The 19,359-nt window shown below is 69.1% G+C and carries 18 protein-coding genes; 8 read left to right on the plus strand and 10 right to left on the minus strand.

The window, feature by feature from the left end; translation table 11 throughout:
• Positions 1 to 268: 268 nt before the first annotated feature.
• Positions 269 to 1,792 (plus strand): threonine ammonia-lyase, biosynthetic, encoded by a 1,524-nt coding sequence (gene ilvA / locus ACTJLD_RS25070; RefSeq protein ID WP_321844200.1) that lies wholly within the window; start codon positions 269 to 271, stop codon positions 1,790 to 1,792.
• A gap of 11 nt (positions 1,793 to 1,803) precedes the next feature.
• Positions 1,804 to 2,628 carry an NADPH-dependent 7-cyano-7-deazaguanine reductase QueF gene (gene queF, locus ACTJLD_RS25075; protein WP_027789146.1) on the plus strand — a complete coding sequence of 275 codons (825 nt, stop codon included), beginning with the start codon at positions 1,804 to 1,806 and terminating at the stop codon, positions 2,626 to 2,628.
• A gap of 164 nt (positions 2,629 to 2,792) precedes the next feature.
• Here the strand turns inward: queF and ACTJLD_RS25080 are convergent, their stop codons facing one another.
• The 3 genes from ACTJLD_RS25080 to ACTJLD_RS25090 form a co-directional block, all read right to left on the minus strand.
• On the minus strand, positions 2,793 to 3,179 hold the full coding sequence (locus tag ACTJLD_RS25080; protein WP_006751946.1) for a RidA family protein: 387 nt from the start codon (positions 3,177 to 3,179) through the stop codon (positions 2,793 to 2,795).
• 124 nt (positions 3,180 to 3,303) lie between these two features.
• Complete coding sequence (locus tag ACTJLD_RS25085; protein WP_027789144.1) at positions 3,304 to 4,785, minus strand: N-acyl-D-amino-acid deacylase family protein; 1,482 nt, start codon at positions 4,783 to 4,785, stop codon at positions 3,304 to 3,306.
• A 2-nt stretch (positions 4,786 to 4,787) separates the two neighbouring features.
• The gene (locus tag ACTJLD_RS25090; protein WP_440659848.1) at positions 4,788 to 5,726 is read right to left on the minus strand and encodes a MurR/RpiR family transcriptional regulator; all 939 of its coding nucleotides are present in this window, start codon (positions 5,724 to 5,726) and stop codon (positions 4,788 to 4,790) included.
• A 119-nt stretch (positions 5,727 to 5,845) separates the two neighbouring features.
• On the opposite strand from ACTJLD_RS25090, the gene ACTJLD_RS25095 reads away from it, so the two are divergent.
• A complete protein-coding gene (locus ACTJLD_RS25095) occupies positions 5,846 to 7,126 on the plus strand; it encodes an amino acid deaminase (protein ID WP_048023194.1) in 1,281 nt (426 codons plus the stop codon).
• 157 nt (positions 7,127 to 7,283) lie between these two features.
• A complete protein-coding gene (locus tag ACTJLD_RS25100) occupies positions 7,284 to 7,865 on the plus strand; it encodes a DJ-1/PfpI family protein (RefSeq protein WP_021161332.1) in 582 nt (193 codons plus the stop codon).
• Between the two features lie 71 nt (positions 7,866 to 7,936).
• On the opposite strand, the gene ACTJLD_RS25105 is transcribed toward ACTJLD_RS25100, so the two are convergent.
• Both ACTJLD_RS25105 and ACTJLD_RS25110 read right to left on the minus strand, forming a co-directional pair.
• Positions 7,937 to 8,383 (minus strand): MarR family winged helix-turn-helix transcriptional regulator, encoded by a 447-nt coding sequence (locus ACTJLD_RS25105; protein WP_021161333.1) that lies wholly within the window; start codon positions 8,381 to 8,383, stop codon positions 7,937 to 7,939.
• Positions 8,384 to 8,409: 26 nt separating this feature from the next.
• A complete protein-coding gene (locus ACTJLD_RS25110; RefSeq protein WP_021161334.1) occupies positions 8,410 to 10,005 on the minus strand; it encodes an MDR family MFS transporter in 1,596 nt (531 codons plus the stop codon).
• 107 nt (positions 10,006 to 10,112) lie between these two features.
• On the opposite strand from ACTJLD_RS25110, the gene ACTJLD_RS25115 reads away from it, so the two are divergent.
• Positions 10,113 to 10,955 carry an EcsC family protein gene (locus tag ACTJLD_RS25115; protein ID WP_027789140.1) on the plus strand — a complete coding sequence of 281 codons (843 nt, stop codon included), beginning with the start codon at positions 10,113 to 10,115 and terminating at the stop codon, positions 10,953 to 10,955.
• On the opposite strand, the gene ACTJLD_RS25120 is transcribed toward ACTJLD_RS25115, so the two are convergent.
• From ACTJLD_RS25120 to ACTJLD_RS25140, 5 genes are all read right to left on the minus strand, one after another.
• Complete coding sequence (locus ACTJLD_RS25120) at positions 10,925 to 11,887, minus strand: alpha/beta hydrolase (RefSeq protein WP_060313514.1); 963 nt, start codon at positions 11,885 to 11,887, stop codon at positions 10,925 to 10,927. The two genes, ACTJLD_RS25115 and ACTJLD_RS25120, sit on opposite strands and share 31 nt — an antisense overlap.
• Positions 11,888 to 11,976: 89 nt before the next feature.
• Positions 11,977 to 12,411: a CHRD domain-containing protein gene (locus tag ACTJLD_RS25125; RefSeq protein ID WP_440659851.1), complete on the minus strand. Its 435-nt coding sequence runs from the start codon at positions 12,409 to 12,411 to the stop codon at positions 11,977 to 11,979.
• Between the two features lie 338 nt (positions 12,412 to 12,749).
• Complete coding sequence (locus ACTJLD_RS25130; protein WP_301827014.1) at positions 12,750 to 13,523, minus strand: class II aldolase/adducin family protein; 774 nt, start codon at positions 13,521 to 13,523, stop codon at positions 12,750 to 12,752.
• 149 nt (positions 13,524 to 13,672) lie between these two features.
• Positions 13,673 to 15,295 carry a phospholipase D family protein gene (locus ACTJLD_RS25135; RefSeq protein WP_440659853.1) on the minus strand — a complete coding sequence of 541 codons (1,623 nt, stop codon included), beginning with the start codon at positions 15,293 to 15,295 and terminating at the stop codon, positions 13,673 to 13,675.
• Between the two features lie 223 nt (positions 15,296 to 15,518).
• Positions 15,519 to 16,235, minus strand: a complete 717-nt coding sequence (locus ACTJLD_RS25140; RefSeq protein ID WP_027789137.1) for a FadR/GntR family transcriptional regulator — start codon at positions 16,233 to 16,235, stop codon at positions 15,519 to 15,521.
• A 134-nt stretch (positions 16,236 to 16,369) separates the two neighbouring features.
• Here ACTJLD_RS25140 and ACTJLD_RS25145 point away from each other — a divergent pair, with 134 nt between their 5' ends.
• Genes ACTJLD_RS25145 through ACTJLD_RS25155 form a run of 3 tightly spaced genes read left to right on the plus strand, consistent with a single transcriptional unit; the run spans position 16,370 to position 19,340 of the window.
• On the plus strand, positions 16,370 to 17,170 hold the full coding sequence (locus ACTJLD_RS25145) for a (Fe-S)-binding protein (RefSeq protein ID WP_440659856.1): 801 nt from the start codon (positions 16,370 to 16,372) through the stop codon (positions 17,168 to 17,170).
• Positions 17,167 to 17,898 (plus strand): LutC/YkgG family protein, encoded by a 732-nt coding sequence (locus ACTJLD_RS25150; protein ID WP_440659858.1) that lies wholly within the window; start codon positions 17,167 to 17,169, stop codon positions 17,896 to 17,898. The genes ACTJLD_RS25145 and ACTJLD_RS25150 overlap by 4 nt, the downstream gene beginning before the upstream one ends.
• Positions 17,895 to 19,340 carry a LutB/LldF family L-lactate oxidation iron-sulfur protein gene (locus ACTJLD_RS25155; RefSeq protein ID WP_440659860.1) on the plus strand — a complete coding sequence of 482 codons (1,446 nt, stop codon included), beginning with the start codon at positions 17,895 to 17,897 and terminating at the stop codon, positions 19,338 to 19,340. Before ACTJLD_RS25150 ends, ACTJLD_RS25155 begins: the two co-directional genes overlap by 4 nt.
• Positions 19,341 to 19,359 lie beyond the last annotated feature (19 nt).

Consider the following 19,359-nt stretch of genomic DNA (forward strand, 5'->3'; position numbering starts at 1 on the left):
CGGGCCACGCGTGACACGTCGGACAGGTCGTGGGGCTATCGCCGCGAGCCGCGCCAGGCCTGGCTCGGCGCGATTTCACGCGGTCATTCGCCGTCCGTCCGGTCGGTAACCACGCGGTTAAGCCGGTAAAAAAGGCCGCGCAACGTCGCCGACGCATCGTCCGCACGGCCACGCGGGCGTGCGCCCGGCATGCCGCTTGCGTACAGGCGGACCCTTGGCGCTATCATTGATCCTTTACCGTCTGCTACCGCACTGCACGCGAGCGCCCATGGCATCCCACGATTACCTGAAGAAAATCCTCACCGCGCGCGTCTACGACGTCGCGATCGAGACGGAACTCGAATCCGCCCGCAACCTGTCCGCCCGGCTGCGCAACGCCGTCTACCTCAAGCGCGAGGACAACCAGCCGGTGTTCTCGTTCAAGCTGCGCGGCGCGTACAACAAGATGGCGCACATTCCGGCGGATGCGCTCGCGCGCGGCGTGATTACGGCATCGGCCGGCAACCACGCGCAGGGTGTCGCGTTCTCGGCGGCCCGGATGGGCGTCAAGGCCGTGATCGTCGTGCCCGTCACGACGCCGCAGGTGAAGGTCGATGCGGTGCGCGCGCACGGCGGCCCGAGCGTCGAGGTGATCCAGGCCGGGGAGTCGTACAGCGACGCGTATGCATACGCGGTCAAGGTGCAGGAAGAGCGCGGACTCACGTTCGTCCATCCGTTCGACGATCCGTACGTGATCGCCGGCCAGGGCACGATCGCGATGGAGATCCTGCGCCAGCACCAGGGCCCGATCCACGCGGTCTTCGTGCCGATCGGCGGCGGCGGGCTCGCGTCCGGCGTCGCGGCCTACGTGAAGGCGGTGCGACCGGAGATCAAGGTGATCGGCGTGCAGGCCGAGGATTCGTGCGCGATGGCGCAGTCGCTCGACGCGGGCAAGCGCGTCGAGCTGAGCGAGGTCGGCCTGTTCGCGGACGGTACCGCCGTGAAGCTGGTCGGCGAGGAAACCTTCCGGCTCTGCAGCGAATACCTCGACGGCGTCCTGACGGTGAACACCGACGCGCTGTGCGCGGCGATCAAGGACGTCTTCCAGGACACGCGCAGCGTGCTCGAGCCGTCCGGCGCGCTCGCGGTCGCGGGCGCGAAGCTCTACGCGGAACGCGAAGGCATCGAGAACCAGACGCTCGTCGCGGTCACGTCCGGCGCGAACATGAACTTCGACCGGATGCGCTTCGTCGCCGAGCGCGCGGAAGTGGGTGAGGCGCGCGAAGCCGTGTTCGCGGTCACGATCCCCGAGGAACGCGGCAGCTTCAAGCGGTTCTGCTCGCTCGTCGGCGACCGCAACGTCACCGAGTTCAACTACCGGATCGCCGATGCGCAGGCCGCGCACATCTTCGTCGGCGTGCAGATCAAGCGCCGCGGCGAATCGGCCGAGATCGCCGCGAACTTCGAATCGCACGGCTTCAAGTCCGTCGACCTGACGCACGACGAGCTGTCGAAGGAACACATCCGCTACATGGTGGGCGGCCGTTCGCCGCTCGCGCTCGACGAGCGCCTGTTCCGCTTCGAGTTCCCGGAACGGCCGGGCGCGCTGATGAAGTTCCTGTCGTCGATGGCGCCGGACTGGAACATCAGCCTGTTCCATTACCGCAACCAGGGCGCGGACTACAGCTCGATCCTCGTCGGGCTGCAGGTACCGCAGGCCGATCGCGCCGAATTCGAACGCTTCCTCGCGGCACTCGGCTATCCGTATGTCGAGGAGAGCGCCAATCCGGCTTACCGCCTCTTCCTGTCGTAAAGGCGTCACGCATGAATCCCGAACATTCCCCGCTCGGCAAGGCCACCGTCTACGCGGCCCAGTACGACGCGTCGCTGCTGTTCCCGATCCCGCGCGCCGGCGCGCGCGAGCAGCTCGGCATCGCGTCGGCGCTGCCGTTCTTCGGCACCGACATCTGGAACGCATACGAGCTGTCCTGGCTCAACGCGCGCGGCAAGCCGCAGATTGCGGTTGCGACCTTCTACGTACCGGCCGAATCGCCGAACATCGTCGAATCGAAGTCGTTCAAGCTGTATCTCGGCTCGTTCGCGCAGACGAAATTCGACTCGATCGACGCGGTGCGCGACACGCTGAAGCGCGACGTGTCGGCCGCGTGCGGGGCGAGCGTCGCCGTGCAGCTCGTGTCGCCGCACGATTTCGGCAAGCTCGAAATGGACGAACTCGACGGGCTGTCGCTCGACCGGCTCGACCTCGACACCGACGTGTACGAACCCGATCCGTCGCTGCTGTCGGCGGCCGTCGACGAAGCGCCGGTCGAGGAGACGCTCGTGTCCGACCTGCTGCGCTCGAACTGCCCGGTCACCGGCCAGCCCGACTGGGGCAGCGTGCAGATTCACTACGTCGGGCCGCAGATCGACCACGCGGGCCTGCTGCGCTACATCATCTCGTTCCGCAACCATACGGGCTTTCACGAGCAGTGCGTCGAGCGGATCTTCCTCGACATCCTGCACGCGTGCAAACCGGTGAAGCTCGCGGTGTATGCGCGCTATACGCGCCGCGGCGGGCTCGACATCAACCCGTTCCGCACGAACTACAACCAGCCGATGCCGGACAACGCGCGCAACGCGCGGCAGTGACGGCGGCGGGTGGCCGCCGCAGCTTGCCTTTTGCCGCCGGCGACGCGCGGCCGCCACCCCAAATACAACAGCCCGACCGGAATCAACCGGCCGGGCTGTTTTTCATTGTGCGGGAAGCACGTGAATGCGCCGGGCCCGTTCTGGAGCGGCTCGCCGTTGCGGCGTTACTTCGCCGGCGCCTTGTACGCGATGCAGTCGACCTCGACCTTGCAGTCGATGACCATGCTCGACTGCACGCACGCGCGTGCCGGCGGATGCTCGCCGAAGTACGACACGAACACCTTGTTGAACGACGCGAAATCGCGTGCGTCGTCGAGCCACACGCCGCAGCGCACGACGTGCTCGAGGCCGTAGCCGGCTTCCTTCAGGATCGCGATCACGTTCTCGATCGTCTGCTTCGACTGCGTGACGATCCCGCCTTCGACGACCTCGCCGTTCACCATCGGCGTCTGGCCCGACACGTACAGCCAGCCGTCGGCCTCGACCGCGCGTGCGAACGGCATCACCTGGCCGCCCGTCCCCTTCGCTTCGCCTACGCCATATCGCTTCATCGTTTCACTCCTTGTTTGTCGACCGCCTCGACGCTTCAGCGTCGGCGCCGGTCCCATGCAACGCACGGTTGCGGATGCGCGCACCGACGATGGCGCGCGCGGCAGATCGGAACGACAACCGCGTTCAGAACGCGGCGTCGGCACTCGCCGGCACACGCTCGCCGCGTGCGACGAAGCCGCCGGCGCGCTCGCCGGTCGGCTGGCCGTTTTCGTAGGTCAGCACGCCGTTCACCCACACGGCGTCGATTCCATGCGCGGGCTGCTGCGGCTTCTCGAACGTCGCGGCGTCGATCACGCGCGCCGGGTCGAACAGCACGAGGTCGGCGTGGTAGCCCACATGCACCTCGCCGCGCCGCGCGATGCCGTAGCGGCGCGCGGACAGCGACGTCATCTTGCGGATCGCCTCCTCGAGCGGCAGCAGGTTGGTGTCGCGCACGTAGTGGCCGAGCACGCGCGGAAACGCGCCCCACAGCCGCGGGTGCGGCAGCGGATCGTTCGGCAGGCCGTCGGAGCCCACCATCGTCGCCGGGTGCGACAGGATCCGGCGCACGTCGTCCTCGGACATGTTGTGGTACACGGCGCCCGCCGGGCGGATGCGCTGCGCGGCCTCCTGCTCGGTCACGCCCCAGTCGGCCGCGATCGCCTTCAGCAGCTTGCCCGCCACTTCCGGGTGCGGCTCCGACCAGGTGATCGTGATGTCGATGTCGCCCGTCACCTGCTTCAGGTCGAGCGTCGACGAGCTGCGGCTGTACGGATAGCAGTCGCAGCCGACCGGCTGGTAGCGGCGCGCGCCTTCGAGCGACGCGAGCACTTCGGTGCTGCGCCCCCAGTTCGACGGGCCCGCGCACTTCAGGTGCGAGATCACGACCGGCACGCGCGCATGGCGGCCGACCTGGTACGCCTCTTCCATCGCATCGAGGATCGCGTCGAATTCAGTGCGCATGTGCGTCGTGTACAACGCGCCGGCGTTCGCGAGCGGCTCGGCGAGCGCCATCACCTCTTCGGTCGGCGCCGCGAACGCGGAGCCGTACGCGAGGCCCGACGACAGGCCGAGCGCGCCGTTCGCGAGCGCCTCCTCGAGCTGCGCGCGCATCCCGGCGATCTCGCCGTCGGTCGCCGCGCGGTCGAGGCGGTCCATCTGGTTGTTGCGCAGCGCCGTGTGGCCGACGAGCGCCGCGACGTTCACGGCCGGACGCGCGTCGTTCACGGCCGCGACGTAGTCGGCGAAGGTCGGGTACTGGAACGCGCCGCGCTCGCCGAGCAGGTTCATCGGATCGGGCGGATCGCCCGCGAGCGTCACCGGCGACGCGCTGATCCCGCAGTTGCCGACGATCACGGTCGTCACGCCCTGCGAGATCTTCGGCACCATCTGCGGCGCGCGGATCACGTGCGTGTCGTCGTGCGTGTGCACGTCGACGAAGCCCGGCGCGAGCGCACGGCCGTTCGCATCGACGACGGTCTCGGCGAGCCAGTTCGACAGGTTGCCGATCGCCGCGATCACGCCGTTGCGGATCGCGACGTCGCGCGTGACGGGCGGCGCGCCGGTACCGTCGTAAAGCTGCGCGCCGACGATCAGCGTATCGGCGGCTTCGGGATGCGAATGCATGGTCAGTCTCCTACCGGTTGACGGTCTCCGCCGCCGCGGTGCGCATCGAGCGCGTGCTTGATGCGACGCAGCGATTCCCGGCCCGCATCGCCGAGCCGCAACGCGACTCCGGTGACGAGCACATCGATCGCCATCATCATCGCGTAGCGCGATGTCGACGGCTTGTAAATGAAATCGGTTTCGAACGCGACGACCGGGATCAGGTGGTCGGCCAGCTTCGCGAGCGGCGAGGCCGGCGCGGTGATCGCGATCAGCTTCGCGCCGTAGCGCTTCGCGAGCCGGCAGCTCTCGAGCAGCTCGGGCACGCGCCCGCTCACCGACAGCGCGACGACGACGGTGTCGCGCGACAGCGTCGCGGCCACCATCCGCTGCAGCAGGCTGTCCTGGTAGCTCGCGACCGGCCGGCCGAAGCGCACGAGCCGGAAACGCAGCTCGTCGGCGAGCGCGGTCGAGCCGCCGCCCTGCCCGTACACATAGGTCATCTTCGCGCCGGCGAGCAGGTCGGCCGCTTCCTCGAACGACGTATTGCGCAGCAACTGGTGGTTGTGCGCGAGCGCCACGCGGATCTCGTCGTAGACCATCGACGCGGGGCTCGTATCGTCGGCCGGCGCGTCGTCGGACGGCACGAGAAAGCGCTGGCCGACGGCCGCCGCCTGCGCGACCAGCACCTTCAGTTCGCGCACGTCGCGGCAGCCGACGGCCTTCGCGAAACGCGTGACCGTCGCGACGCTGACCTCCGCGTCGCGCGCGAGCGCGCCGATGCTCGCATGTGCGGCGCGCGCCAGATCGGCGAGGATGAACGCGGCGACCTTGCGCTCGGCTTCGCGCAGCTCGGGCGCGCATTCGGCGATCCGCGCGACGATGTCGAGGACCGGCGGGGCGGCCGGTGGCGGATAGGGCTCGGTCGCGTGCGGAGCGGACGGATTGGCGGGCGTATTCATCTGCTGAAAAGGGTGCGAAGCTCGATGTTACTAAATAACATCACCGCGCAGATGCTACTTTCTGTACCATCTGCGTGTCAACTTCAGTGCAATGCATAGTGATGATGGAGCGGGATGACATGAAAGTTACAAACTATCAGGAAGCGACGATCGATCCGTTCGGCAAGGGCCTAGGCAATCTGCCGAGCGCGAGCGTGCCGCTCGGCGACGCGGGCCGCCTCGAGTGGAACCTGCTCGCGGAAGACGTCAGCCTGCCGGCCGCCGTGCTTTACGAGGATCGCATCGAACACAACCTGAACTGGATGCAGGCATTCGTCCAGAAGTACGGCGTCAAGTTTGCGCCGCACGGCAAGACGACGATGGCGCCGCAACTGTTCCGCCGCCAGCTCGACGCCGGCGCGTGGGGCATCACGCTCGCGACCGCGCACCAGACGCAGGCCGCGTATCACGGCGGCGTGCGGCGCGTGCTGCTCGCGAACCAGCTGGTCGGCCGCCAGAACATGACGATCATCGCGGGGCTGCTGTCCGATCCCGACTTCGAATTCTTCTGCCTCGTCGATTCCGCGGAGAGCGTCGACCAGCTCGGCCGCTTCTTCGGCGCACTGAAGAAGCCGCTGAACGTGCTGCTCGAGCTCGGCGTGCCGGGCGGCCGCGCGGGCGTGCGCGATGCCGCGCAGCGCGAGGCCGTGCTCGCCGCGATCGCACGCTATCCGGACACGCTGAAGCTGGCCGGCATCGAACTCTACGAAGGCGTGCTGAAGGAGGAAGGCGAGATCCGCACGTTCCTGCAGGAAGCGGTCGCGCTCACGCGCGAACTGGCCGAGGCAGGCCGCTTCGCGCGTACGCCGGCGATCCTGTCCGGCGCCGGTTCGGCGTGGTACGACGTGGTCGCGGAAGAATTCGCGAAGGCGTCCGACGCGGGCTTCGCGGAAGTCGTGCTGCGTCCGGGCTGTTACCTGACGCACGATGTCGGCATCTACAAGAAGGCGCAGACCGACGTGTTCGCGCGCAACCCGATCGCACGCACGATGGGCGAAGGGCTGCTGCCCGCGCTGCAGTTGTGGGCCTACGTGCAGTCGGTGCCCGAGGCCGACCGTGCGATCGTCGCGCTCGGCAAGCGCGACGCGGCGTTCGACGCGGGGCTGCCGGAGCCGGCGCGCCACTTCCGCCCGGGCCGCGACACCGCCCCGCGCGACGTCGCCGCCGCCGAAGGCTGGGCCGTCACCGGGATGATGGACCAGCACGCGTACCTGCAGATCCCGCCGGGCGCGGACGTGAAGGTCGGCGACATGGTCGCGTTCGACATCTCGCACCCGTGCCTGACGTTCGACAAGTGGCGCCAGGTGCTCGTGCTCGATCCGCAGTTCCGCGTGACGGAAGTCGTCGAAACCTTCTTCTGACGCAGGTCGCGCGCACCGCCCCGCCGCGCGCGCGGGGCGGCCGTCACGCGCGCTTCAAGCGGCCGGAGTACACTGCGCTTTCGTCCTCGGGGCCCCGGGCGGGCATGGCATTCGTCATCCGCGGCGGGCCCTCAACGCAGCTCCACTGGAGAAAGCCATGGCCGCGAAGAAGATCCTGTTCCTGACCGGCGATTTCGCCGAAGACTACGAAACGATGGTGCCGTTCCAGGCGCTGCAGGCCGTCGGCCACCACGTCGATGCAGTGTGCCCGGGCAAACGCGCGGGCGACAAGATCAAGACCGCGATCCACGATTTCGAAGGCGACCAGACCTACACCGAGAAGCCCGGCCACCAGTTCACGCTGAACGCGGCATTCGACGACGTCGACGCCTCGCGCTACGACGCGCTCGCGATCGCGGGCGGCCGCGCCCCCGAATACCTGCGACTCGATCCGAAGGTGATCTCGCTCGTGCGCGAGTTCGCCGAAGCCGGCAAGCCGATCGCCGCGATCTGCCACGCGGCGCAACTGCTCGCGGCGGCCGACGTGATCCGCGGCAAGCGCATCTCGGCCTACCCGGCCTGCGCGCCCGAGGTGAAGCTCGCGGGCGGCGAATATGCGGACATCCCGGTCGACGCGGCCGTGACCGACGCGCCGTTCGTCACCGCGCCCGCGTGGCCCGCGCATCCGGCCTGGCTCGCGCAGTTCCTCGCGCTGCTGGGCACGCGCATCGAGCTTTGAACCCGCAGGGAATCGAGATGAGATGAAGTGCCGGGGCGGCGCGGCGTATTCACGCCGCCCTGCCCCGTGCTTCAACGCGCGGCCGGCGTCGAGCCGACGTCCGCGATCCGCGACTCCAGCATCGCCAGCGCGCCCGACAGCGCATTCAGCACGTCGTCCGGCAATTGCGCCATCGTCTGTTCGAGAAACGCCTTGCGGCGCGGCAGGCATGCGTCGAACGCGGCGCGGCCGGCGTCCGTCAGCGTCACGTTGGTCACGCGATTGTCGCGTGCGTCGGACTCGCGCTCGATCCAGCCGAGCGCGTCGAGCGATTTCAACTGGCGCGTGAGCGCGCCCGGATCGATGCGCAGCACTTCGACGAGCTTCTTCTGCGACGAATGCCCGCCCATCGTGTGCAACGCGACCATGATGCGCCAGCGCGGCATCGGTTGCCCGACGTGCGTCTCGAATGCGGTCATGAACGCGCGATACGTCCGTCCGAATTGCTGCAAGATCGCGACGCGGTCCTGTTCTTCCATGCGCTCAGTTCTACTCGTTCAATCGTTCAATCGGCCGCGACATGCGGTTCGATCTTGCGCCGCAGCGCGATCGGCGGCACGCGGCGGCACTGCCACACCGACACCACGGCGACGACGGCCGCCATCGCGACACCCACGTGAATCGCGCCGACGAGCGATTCGCGGGCCGCTTCCAGCAGCAGCGCGCCATTATGCCCGGCACGGGTCAGCTCCGCGACAAGGCCGCCCTGCGCGGCGCGATCGATCAGGATCTGCGGATCGGCGAGCTGCGCGTGCCACTGCATCGCGTGATCGGCCGACAGCGCATCGCGCACGCCGCCCGAGTACATCTGGTTGACGAGCGTGCCGGTCAGCGCGGTGCCGATCATCCCGCCGACCATCCGCAGCGACTGCAGCAGCGCCGTGGCGATGCCGAGGTGCTCGCGGCCGGCCGTCTGCTGCGCGAATACGGTGAGGTTCGGCAGCACGAAGCCGAGCCCGATGCCGCCCGCGACCATCAGCGCCATCAGCAGCCATTTCGGCGTCGTGTGGGTCGACACGACGACGCCCGCGCAGGTGATCGCGAACAGCACGAAGCCGACGTGCAGCATCGCATTCGGATTGCGGATGCGCGTGACGACACGGCCGTTCATGATGCTGCCGATCGTGATGAACACGACGAGCGGCGTGATCACGAGCCCCGCCTCCTTCGGCGACATCCCGAAGCCGCCCTGGAACAGCAGCGGCGCGTAGAACAGCAGCGAGAACATCGAGAAGCCGGCGAGGATCGCCAGCACGAAAAGCGCCGACAGCGCGCGGTTGCCGAACATGTCGAACGGCAAGATCGGCTGCGCGCAGCGCTTCTCCCAGTGCCACAGGCCGAAACCGGCCGCGACCGCGACGACTAGCAGCAGCGACGCCCAGCTCGCGACGCCGTACTTCGGCAGCCATTCGACGAACAGTTGCAGCGCGCCGAGCGACAGCGCGATCAGCAGCGCGCCCGGCCAGTCGAGCCGCATCTTGCGATCGTGCTCGACGTGGCGCAGGTGCGGCAGGTAACGCCACACGAACAGCAGCGACAGCAGGCCGATCGGCAGGTTCACGTAAAACACCGAGCGCCAGCCGAACGACTGGGTCAGCACGCCGCCGAGCGACGGGCCGACCGCGTTCGCGATGCCGAACGCGGAGCTCATCAGCACCTGCCAGCGCAACCGCACGACGGAATCGGGGAACAGGTCGGGAATGCACGCGAACGCGGTGCCGACCAGCATTCCGCCGCCGATCCCCTGCAGCCCGCGCGCGAGCACGAGCATCAGCATGTCGTTCGCCATCCCGCACAGCACGGACGCGCCGGTGAACACGACGATCGACACGATGACGAACGGCTTGCGCCCGTAATAGTCGCCGAGCCGGCCGAAGATCGGCACCGTGATCACGGAACTGAGCAGGTACGAGGTCGCGACCCACGCGTACAGGTCGAACCCCCGAAGCTCGGCGACGATGGTCGGCAACGCGGTGCCGACGACGGTCTGGTCGAGCGCGACGAGCATGGTGACGAACGAGATCCCGATCATCGCCAGCAGCGATTCGCGGAACGGCAGGACTTGCCCGCTCGAATGGTGGGCGGCGGTATGGACAGCCATTTTTTGTTGGCGCAACTTTTGACGAGTCAAACAATCTCAAAATTCTAGCATGCGGGAGTAATCTAGGCTGGCGACGGTCAAACCGGCCCAGACCGCCAAGGAGAAAGATGGAACCGATTTCAATTCCCCCCGCCACCATGCTGTCGCAGGACGATCGGGACGCGCTGTGGCGCGCGAAGCAGGTGCTGGAAAGCCCGTCGCTGACGATGAAGCTGACGGGCATGCTGGGCGCACCGGTCGAGAAAATGATCGCCCGGCTGCCGGATTTCGCGACCGGCAAGATCAACGACGCGACGCAGCTCGCGCTGCGCAAGTGCCTGAACATCGCGCTGCGCACGCTCGGCAAGCCGCCCGCGCCGGACGCCGAACCCGACAAGCCGAGCAACCTGCTGCACAAACTCGCGGTCGCGACGACCGGCGCGGCGGGCGGCGCGTTCGGCTTTCTCGCGCTGCCGGTCGAGCTGCCGGTGACGACGACGCTGATCTTCCGCTCCGTGTGCGACATCGCGCGCAGCGAGGGTGAAGACCTGGGCTCGGTCGATACGCAGCTGCAATGCCTGGCCGTGCTCGGCATGGGCGGCAACCCGGACAAGCAGGAAGAGGACGCCGATCTCGGTTATTTCGTGCTGCGCGGCGCGCTCGCGCAGGCGATCTCGAAGGCATCGTCCGACATCACGACGAAGGGCATCGCCGCGCACAGCTCGGCGGCCGTGTTCAAGCTCGTGCAGACGGTGGCGTCGCGTTTCTCGGTGCAGGTGACCGAGCAGATGGCCGCGAAGTCGATTCCGGCGATCGGCGCCGTGCTCGGCGCGACCGTCAATACGCTGTTCATCGACCACTTCCAGCAGATGGCGCACGGCCACTTCACCGTCCGCCGGCTCGAGCGCAAGTACGGCTCGGCGGCCGTCAAGGCCGCCTATCAGGCAATCGACGTCTCGCCGGCGCGCTGAACCGCGCGCTCGACCGCGACGCGGCGCAGGAACGCGGCCGCGCGGTCGAGCGCGTCGCGTGCTTCAGGCATCATCGGCGCGTACAGCTGCCACACGTGCGGCATGTCCGGCCACACCTCGATCTCCACCGCCACCCCGGCGGCCTTCGCCTTCTCGGCGACGCGGCGCGAATCGTCGAGCAGCACCTCGGTGCTGCCGACCTGGATATACAGCGGCGGCAGGCCCGCGAAATCCGCATAGAGCGGCGACGCGTACGGATTCGTCCCCGGCTCGTCGCCGAGGTACAGCTTCGCGGCCTTCGGCAGCGCCGCGCCCGCGAACATCGGATCGGCGCCGTCGTTCGTGCGCAGCGTGGCGCCGGTGGCGGCCAGGTCGGTCCATGGCGAGAACAGGATCGCGCCGGCCGGCAGCGGCTCGCCGCGATCGCGCAGCGCGACGAGCGTCGCGAGCGCGAGGCCGCCGCCCGCCGAATCGCCGCCGAGCACGATCGACTCGGGCGGCGTGCCGAGCGCCAGCAGCTGCCGGTACGCGGCCAGCGCGTCGTCGAGCGCGGCCGGGAAACGGTTTTCGGGCGCAAGCCGGTAGTCGAGCGAGAACGAGCGCACGCCCGCGCGCTTCGTCAGGCCGAACACCAGCGGCCGGTGGGTCTTCGTCGAACAGAAGTAATAGCCGCCGCCATGGAAGTACAGCAGCGTGCGGCCCGGCCCGCGCCCCGCGCCCGCGTCGGTGCGCTCGAGCCATTCGCCGCGCAGCGGCGCGTCGCCCGCGCCGTAGCACTGGCGCAACCGGTAACCCGACGGCACGCGGCGCGGCACCATGATCCGCAGGTCGGTAAAGCGCCGTGCGCGGGCGGGATCGAGCACCTCGCGCGTGGTCTCGGGACGGAACTGCCAGCGCAGCAGCCAGCAGGCGAACTTGCTTTGCCAACTCATCGGACGCACTCCGTATTCGCAGTGTGACGACGGTACGTGCGATCGTTCCCGCACCGCTCGACGGGTGCCGCCATATCAAACGCCGGCGCTCAGTTCGCCGGCATCACCTGGCCGCGGATCTCGCCGGCCGGGTGCTCCTTCGTATGGACGTTGAAATACCACTTGCCGCCCATCAGGTCGGTGACCTGCGCGTCGGTGAGTGCCTTCGAGCCCTTGATCGGGCTCGCCAGCTCGTCCTTTGGAATCGGCACCTGCACGCCCGCGTTCTGGCCGACCGGCGCGGGCCCGTGGAAATGCGCGGCGGTGGCCGGGCCGGTGAGGTGTTCGTAACGGACCGTCCACTGCAGCATGCGCGTTGCCGTGTCGTAGGTGGCCTCGACGTCGCCCGAGCCCTTGGTCGCCGTCGGCGGCACCTCGCTCGACGGCTGGAGATTGGCGGACAGGCGCACCGTTTCGGCGGCGGCGGTGCCGGCGACCAGCACACCCGCGAGTAACGCGACCTGGAGCAAACGCAGCTTGAGCATGGACTCTCCTTGTACGACGTTGTACGCCGACCGAACGGCGGCGCCACACATGATGGTAGTCGATCGCCGCCGATCCGGGAGCCCGTCGAACGGCCATGCCGCAAAACGCCGCAGCGCGCTCGGCAGGCCAGTCTGCCTCAGGCTGGAATGGACCTTTGCAGCCTGACGGCTGAATCCGCGTGCGGCCTTTCGCTACACTTCATCTCACAGTTGCTTGTTTCCTTCGTCCGAAGGAGTCTGCGAGTATTCACGCGGCCACCCGGCCGCGTTTTTTTTGCCCGCCGCCAGATTCTGGGCCTGCCGCATCGAGCACGACGAAGCGATCACGCCGCCCCGCGTCACGCCCGATAGCCGGGATCGATGCGATCGACGATACGCTGCAGCGCGTCGAACGCATCCTGCCCCGCGCCGTGCTTCGGATCGAAATTCAGCGAATCGCGCACGCACCCTTCGAGCACGGGCGGCGCGATCGGCAGTGCGTCGCCGATCGCGTGCGTGGCGACCTGCACCTCGCACGCGCGATTGAGCAGCCACATCAGCGAGAACGTCTGCGCGAGCGTCGCGCCGATCGTCACGGGCCCATGGTTGCGCAACAGCAGCACGGGCCGCCCGCCCGCGCTCTCGACGATGCGCCGTCCCTCTTCGAGATGCACGGTGATGCCCTCGAAGTCGTGATACGCGATCTTCCCGTACAGCTGCGCCGAATAAAAATTCGAGAACGACAGCCCGTCGCGCGAACAGCACACAGCCATCGTCGGCGTCGTGTGCACGTGCATCACGCAGTGCGCATCGGGCAGCGCCGCATGGATCGCGCTGTGGAACGTGAAGCCGGCCGGATTGATCGGCCAGTCGGAATGACCGATCACGTTGCCGTCGATGTCGATCTTCACGAGGTTCGACGCGCACACCTCGCTGTAATGGAGCCCGAACGGGTTGATCAGGAAATGCCCGTCCTCGCCCGGCACGCGCAGCGAGATATGGTTGTAGATCAGCTCGGTCCAGCCGAGATGGTCGAAGATGCGGTAAGCCGCCGCGAGCTGCACGCGCGCCTGCCATTCGGCTTCGGAGAAACGGGCGGGACGCGTGAACGGCTGGTTCGGGACACGTTGCATGGAGGAACTCCGGTTGCGGATGTGCGCGGCCGTGCGTGGCGCGGGCCGCCCGGCGGCGCCGTCCTGCGCGCCACACTCGTTGCGCGCACAACCATATCACCTTTGCCCGCGCACCGGAAACGCGGGTTTAGCCGGAGCGCTTCCGGCCCCTAAAGCTGGTCGTCGACCGGCAGCAGCATGAAGACGCCGGTCATCAGGTTGCGCAGCAGCCCCGCGTGCGGATCGACGTGATAGACGGCCGGCTTGCCGTCGTCCGTGCCCGTCCATTCGAGTGCGGGCGTGCCGCCGCCCGCCGGCGTCACGAGGCTCACGCGGTAGCTTTCGTCCGGCTGCGTCGCGCGCGCGAAGATCTGCGCGACCTGCTCGGCGAGCGCCGGGCCATGGATCACCAGCGCCAGTTCGGTGTTCAGGTGCGCGGAACGCGGATCGAGGTTCATCGAGCCGATCACGAGGATCTTCCGGTCGATCACGTACGCCTTCGCGTGCAGGCTCGCGCGCGAACGCGACCCGAACAGGCGCGGACGCTGGCGACCCGGCTGCGCCTTGAACTCGTACAGCTCGACGCCGTGCTGCAGCAGCGGCACGCGGTACGGCCCGTAGCCGGCCTGCACGGCGACCGCGTCGGTCGCCGCGAGCGAATTGGTCAGGATCGCGACACGCACGCCGCGCGCGGTCGTGTCGCCGAGGATCTTCACGCCCGCGTCGTGCGGCACGAAATACGGCGAGAACGCGAGGAATTCCCGCTGCGCGCCGCGCGTGAGTTCGACGAGGCGCTGCATCGGCGGGCTCACGTACGCGTCGGTCGGCTGCGCGACCTTGTCGGGCGCGTCGGCCGTGAACTCGGCCGGCGCCCACACGAGCCCGAGCTCGTCGCGCGCGATCTGCCGCGAGAGCGGCGTCGCGTTCAGCGGCTTCGCGTTGTACGGATCGGCATTCTTGCGCCAGTGGTCGCGCAGCTCGTCGCGCATCGCGTCGAGATCCTTCGTATCGAACGACTGATGATTCAGCACGCGCAGCGGATAGCTGCTCGCGCTCGACCAGTAGGTGTCGAAGCTCGCCGAGATGTCGTTCGTCACGGGGCCCGCGGCGAGCACGTCGAGATCGCGGAACTGCAGCGTCGGGCTCGCGCTGAAGTATTCGTCGCCGAGGTTGCGGCCGCCGACGATCGCGATCTGGTTGTCCGCGATCATCGCCTTGTTGTGCATCCGGCGCGTGAAGCTGTCGATGCGCGTGAAGAAGTTGGCCGTGCGCTCGACCATCCCCTGTGACGCGCCGAACGGGTTGAACACGCGGATCTCGACGTTCGGGTGCGTGTTCAGCGCGGCCATCACGCGATCGATGTCGCGGAAATTCAGGTCGTCGACCAGCATCCGCACGCGCACGCCGCGATCGGCCGCGTAGAGCGCCGCGGCGAGCAGCAGCTTGCCGGTCGTGTCCTCGGTCGCGATGTAGTACTGCATGTCGAGCGTCTTCGTCGCGGCGCGCGCGAGGGCGATGCGCATCTGCAACGCCTGCGCGCCGTCGGCCAGCAGCCGGAAACCCGACTGGCCCGGATGCGCGGCCTCGGGCGCGGCCAGCGCATCGCGCAACGGCGTCGCGGTATCGGGCGGCAACGCATGAGAGACCGGGCGATCGAGCGTGGTGGCGGGCGGATGCGTCGCGCACGCGGCGACGAGCGACAGGAGTACGCCGGCGGCCAGCGCGCGGGCCGGGCGGCATGCGGCGCGCCACGACAGCGCGGCCGGTGCGCGCCGGATCAGGGACGTGAACACGGAGACTTCCTCGACTGGCGGAACACAGGGCCCGCATGCGCCGCGGCGCGCGGCTGGCGCGCGGTTCCGGCCGATTCTAGTAGGCGCCCGATGAACCGGTCAATCGCGCGGGCGGCACCGACGGCCTCGAACCGCAGGCGCGTGCGCGCGTGCCGGGCATCGAGACCCGCCGCACAGGAAGTGCCCGCCGGGCGGGCCTCGCACCGAAGTAGTCCGACCAATCTCAGGCCTCGTCGCCGCTGCGCTCGAAATGGCTGCGCACGTAGTCGATATGGGTCTGCATCGCGGTGCGCGCCTCTTCGGGCCGCTGCGCGCAGATCGCGTCGCACACGACGCGATGCTGCAGCAGCAGGAGTTCGGATGCGTGCTCGTCGTGCGTCGTCATGCCCGCCACGTTGATCGAGATGTGCTCGCGCAGCATCCCGATCACGCTCGTATGCAGGTGCAGGAACATCGTGTTGTGCGACGCGAGCGCGATCGCCTCGTGCAGCTTCGCGTCGGTCGCGGCTTCGACGGCCGCCGCGCCGTTCGCGTGCGCGGTTTCGAGCTCGCGCAGCAGCGCACGGATCCGGCGCCGGTCGTGCGCGTCGGCGCGCAGCGCGGCGAAATACGCGGTCGCGCCTTCGAGCACGCGGCGGAATTCGAGGATGTCGTCGCGCAGCGCGGGGTGATCGGCGACCAGTTGCCCCCACGGCGACGCGATGCCGGCGCGCAACTGGTCCGTCACGTAGACGCCCGCGCCGCGCCGGCTCTGCAGCAGCCCGCGCGCGACGAGCCGCTGGGTCGCCTCGCGCACCGTATTGCGCGCAACCCCGTACTGCTGCGCGAGCACGCGCTCGGCCGGCAGGCGTGCACCGGCCGGCCACGTGCCGTCGAGCAGTGCCGTCTCGATCTTGCGCATCACCCCTTCGGTCCGGCCCCGTGCCGTCATCGCTGCCATCGTCGCGTCTCCCCGCTCAATGCGTGCCGCGCCGATTGGCCCAACCAATTTGAGCCGCAGCGCCGTCGCGGGAATTATGCAGCGAAATCGTCGTCCCGCATCCGCATGCCGGGCCGTCGCCACTGGAGCGAGACATGAACGAAAGGCAATACCCCGCCGCCGCCCCCGCGCACGTCTATCTGTTCGCGACCTGCCTGGTCGACCTGTTCGTCCCCGAAGCCGGGCTCGACGCGGTCCGCCTGCTGGAACGCGAAGGCCTGACCGTCCGCTATCCGCGCGGCCAGAGCTGCTGCGGGCAGCCGGCCTACAGCAGCGGCAATCCCGACGAAGCGCGCCGCGTCGCGGCCGCGCAGCTCGACCTGTTCGCGCAAGCGTGGCCCGTGATCGTGCCCTCCGGCTCGTGCGCGGGGATGATCCGCCACCATTGGCCGGCGCTGTTCGCCGACGATCCCGTGTACGGCCCGCAAGCCCGCGCGATCGCGGAGCGGACCTATGAACTCGCCGAATTCCTCGTCCACGTGCTCGACGTGCGGCTCGACGCGGCAACGGCCGGCGCCGGGCCCGACGAACGCGTCGTGCTGCACACGTCGTGCGCGGCGCGGCGCGAGATGGGCACGCGCGGGCACGGCGTCGCGCTCGTCGACGCACTGCCGGGCGTGACGCGCGTCGAACACGAACGCGAATCCGAATGCTGCGGCTTCGGCGGCACGTTCTCGCTGAAGCATCCCGACATCTCCGGCGCGATGGTGCGCGACAAGGTCGCGTCGGCCTGCGCGACGGGCTGCGACCGGCTCGTGTCCGCCGACTGCGGCTGCCTGCTGAACATCGGCCACGCGGCGGCCAAGGCCGGCGCGCCGCTGCCGGTCGAACACCTCGCCAGCTTCCTGTGGCGGCGCACCGCGAACGCCCCGTCGCTGCGCGGAGACCAGCGATGAGCGCGCGCGACTCGATCCTCGCGCGGCTGCGCGCCGCCGCGCCGGGCGTCGCCGCAACGTCCGGCCGCACGCTCGACGCACGCATCGACACGCATTACGACACGCGCCGCTCGCAGGCCGGGACCGCGCACGATCCGCACACGCTCGCCCGCACCATGCAGGCCGCGCTCGCCGCGTCGCACGCGGACGTCTGGTGCGCGACCGGCGACGCATGGTCCGCGCAGCTCGCCGCGCGGCTCGCCGAAGCCGGCGTGCGCCGGCTGCTGCTCGATCCGGCCCGCGCCGAATCCGCGGCGCTCGTCCGCGCGCTGCCCGACACGGTCGCGCCCGTGCCGTTCGACCGGCCGATCGACGCGTGGAAGGCCGACCTGTTCGACACGATCGATGCCGGCTTCACCGTTGCGCGTTCGGGCATCGCGGCCACCGGCACCGTCGTGCTCGCCCCCGATGCCGGCACGCCGCGCACGGTGTCGCTGGTGCCGCCGCTCCATGTCGCGCTCGTCCATGCGAGCACGCTGCATCCCGACGTGCACGCGGCCGTGCACGCGGAGCGCTGGCACGCCGGCATGCCGACCAACCTGGTGCTGGTGTCGGGCCCGTCGAAGACGTCCGACATCCAGCAGACGCTCGCCTATGGCGCACACGGCCCGCGCCGCCTGTGGGTCGTGATCGTCACCGATTCCGCCGCCCGGCCGGCTGCAACCGCCCGCGAGGACCTCCCGCAATGAGCGACCACACGCTGCACTTCGTCGCCCCCGGCGACTTCAAGGCCCGCGCGCGCGCCGCGCTCGACGATCCCGCATTGCGCCGGAGCTTTCGCGGCGCGATGGACTTCCTGCAGGGCAAGCGCGCGACGCAGTTCCCCGACGACACCGAGCTGCAGCAGCTGCGCGACCTCGGCGAAGCGGTGCGGCAACACGCGCTCGCGCAGTTGCCCGCGCTGCTCGAACGGCTGGAGACGAAGCTCACCGAGGCCGGCGTGCACGTGCACTGGGCCGAGACGGCCGCCGACGCGAACGCGATCGTGCTCGGCATCGCACAGGCGAAGAAGGCGCGCCGCGTGATCAAGGGCAAGTCGATGGCGAGCGAGGAAATCGAGCTGAACCATTACCTCGCGGAGCACGGCGTCGACTGCATCGAATCCGACATGGGCGAATTCATCGTGCAGCTCGCGGGCGAGAAGCCGTCGCATATCGTGATGCCGGCGATCCACAAGACGCGCGGCGACATCGCCGAACTGTTCGAGGCGCACATCCCCGGCACGCATTACACGGAAGACGTCGACGAACTGATCCAGACCGGCCGGCGCGCCCTGCGGCGCGCGTTCGCCGATGCGGACATCGGCCTGTCCGGCGTGAACTTCGCGGCGGCCGACACCGGCACGCTGTGGCTCGTCGAAAACGAAGGCAACGGCCGCCTGTCGACGACGGTGCCCGACACGCACGTCGCGATCATGGGGATCGAGAAGGTCGTCGAGAAACTCGAGCACATCGTGCCCTTGTCGAGCCTGCTCACGCGCTCGGCCACCGGCCAGGCGATCACGACCTACTTCAACCTGATCTCGGGCCCGCGCCGCGACGGCGAACGCGACGGCCCGCGCGAGCTGCATCTCGTGCTGCTCGACAACGGCCGCACGCAGGCCTATGCGGACGAACAGCTGCGCGCGACGCTGCAGTGCATCCGCTGCGGCGCGTGCATGAACCACTGCCCCGTCTACACGCGCATCGGCGGCCACGCGTACGGCACGACCTATCCGGGCCCGATCGGCAAGATCATCTCGCCGCACCTGCTCGGCCTCGACGCGACGGCCGACCTGCCGACCGCGTCGACGCTGTGCGGCGCATGCGGCGAGGTGTGCCCGGTGCGGATCCCGATCCCGCAACTGCTCGTGCGGCTGCGTACCGAGGCGAACCGCAAGCCCGACGAACCCGTCGCGCATCCGCTGCGCGGCCAGGGCGCGAACTACACCCGCGCGGAAGACCTCGTGTGGCGCTTCTGGTCGGGCGCGTTCGCGCATCCGCGCGCATACCGCGCGTTCCGCTGGACCGCGACGCGCCTGCGTGCGCTGACACCCGCGAAACAGATGGGCTGGACGCAGCACCGCACGCCGCTCGAACCGGCACCGCGCAGCCTGTCCGACCTGCTGCGCGCACGCGGCCAGCCCGAGTAGCCCCCGCTTTACCCACCCA

Origin of the sequence: Burkholderia sp. 22088 (genome assembly GCF_052045915.1) — a bacterium.
Taxonomy (GTDB): Bacteria; Pseudomonadota; Gammaproteobacteria; order Burkholderiales; family Burkholderiaceae; genus Burkholderia; species Burkholderia cepacia.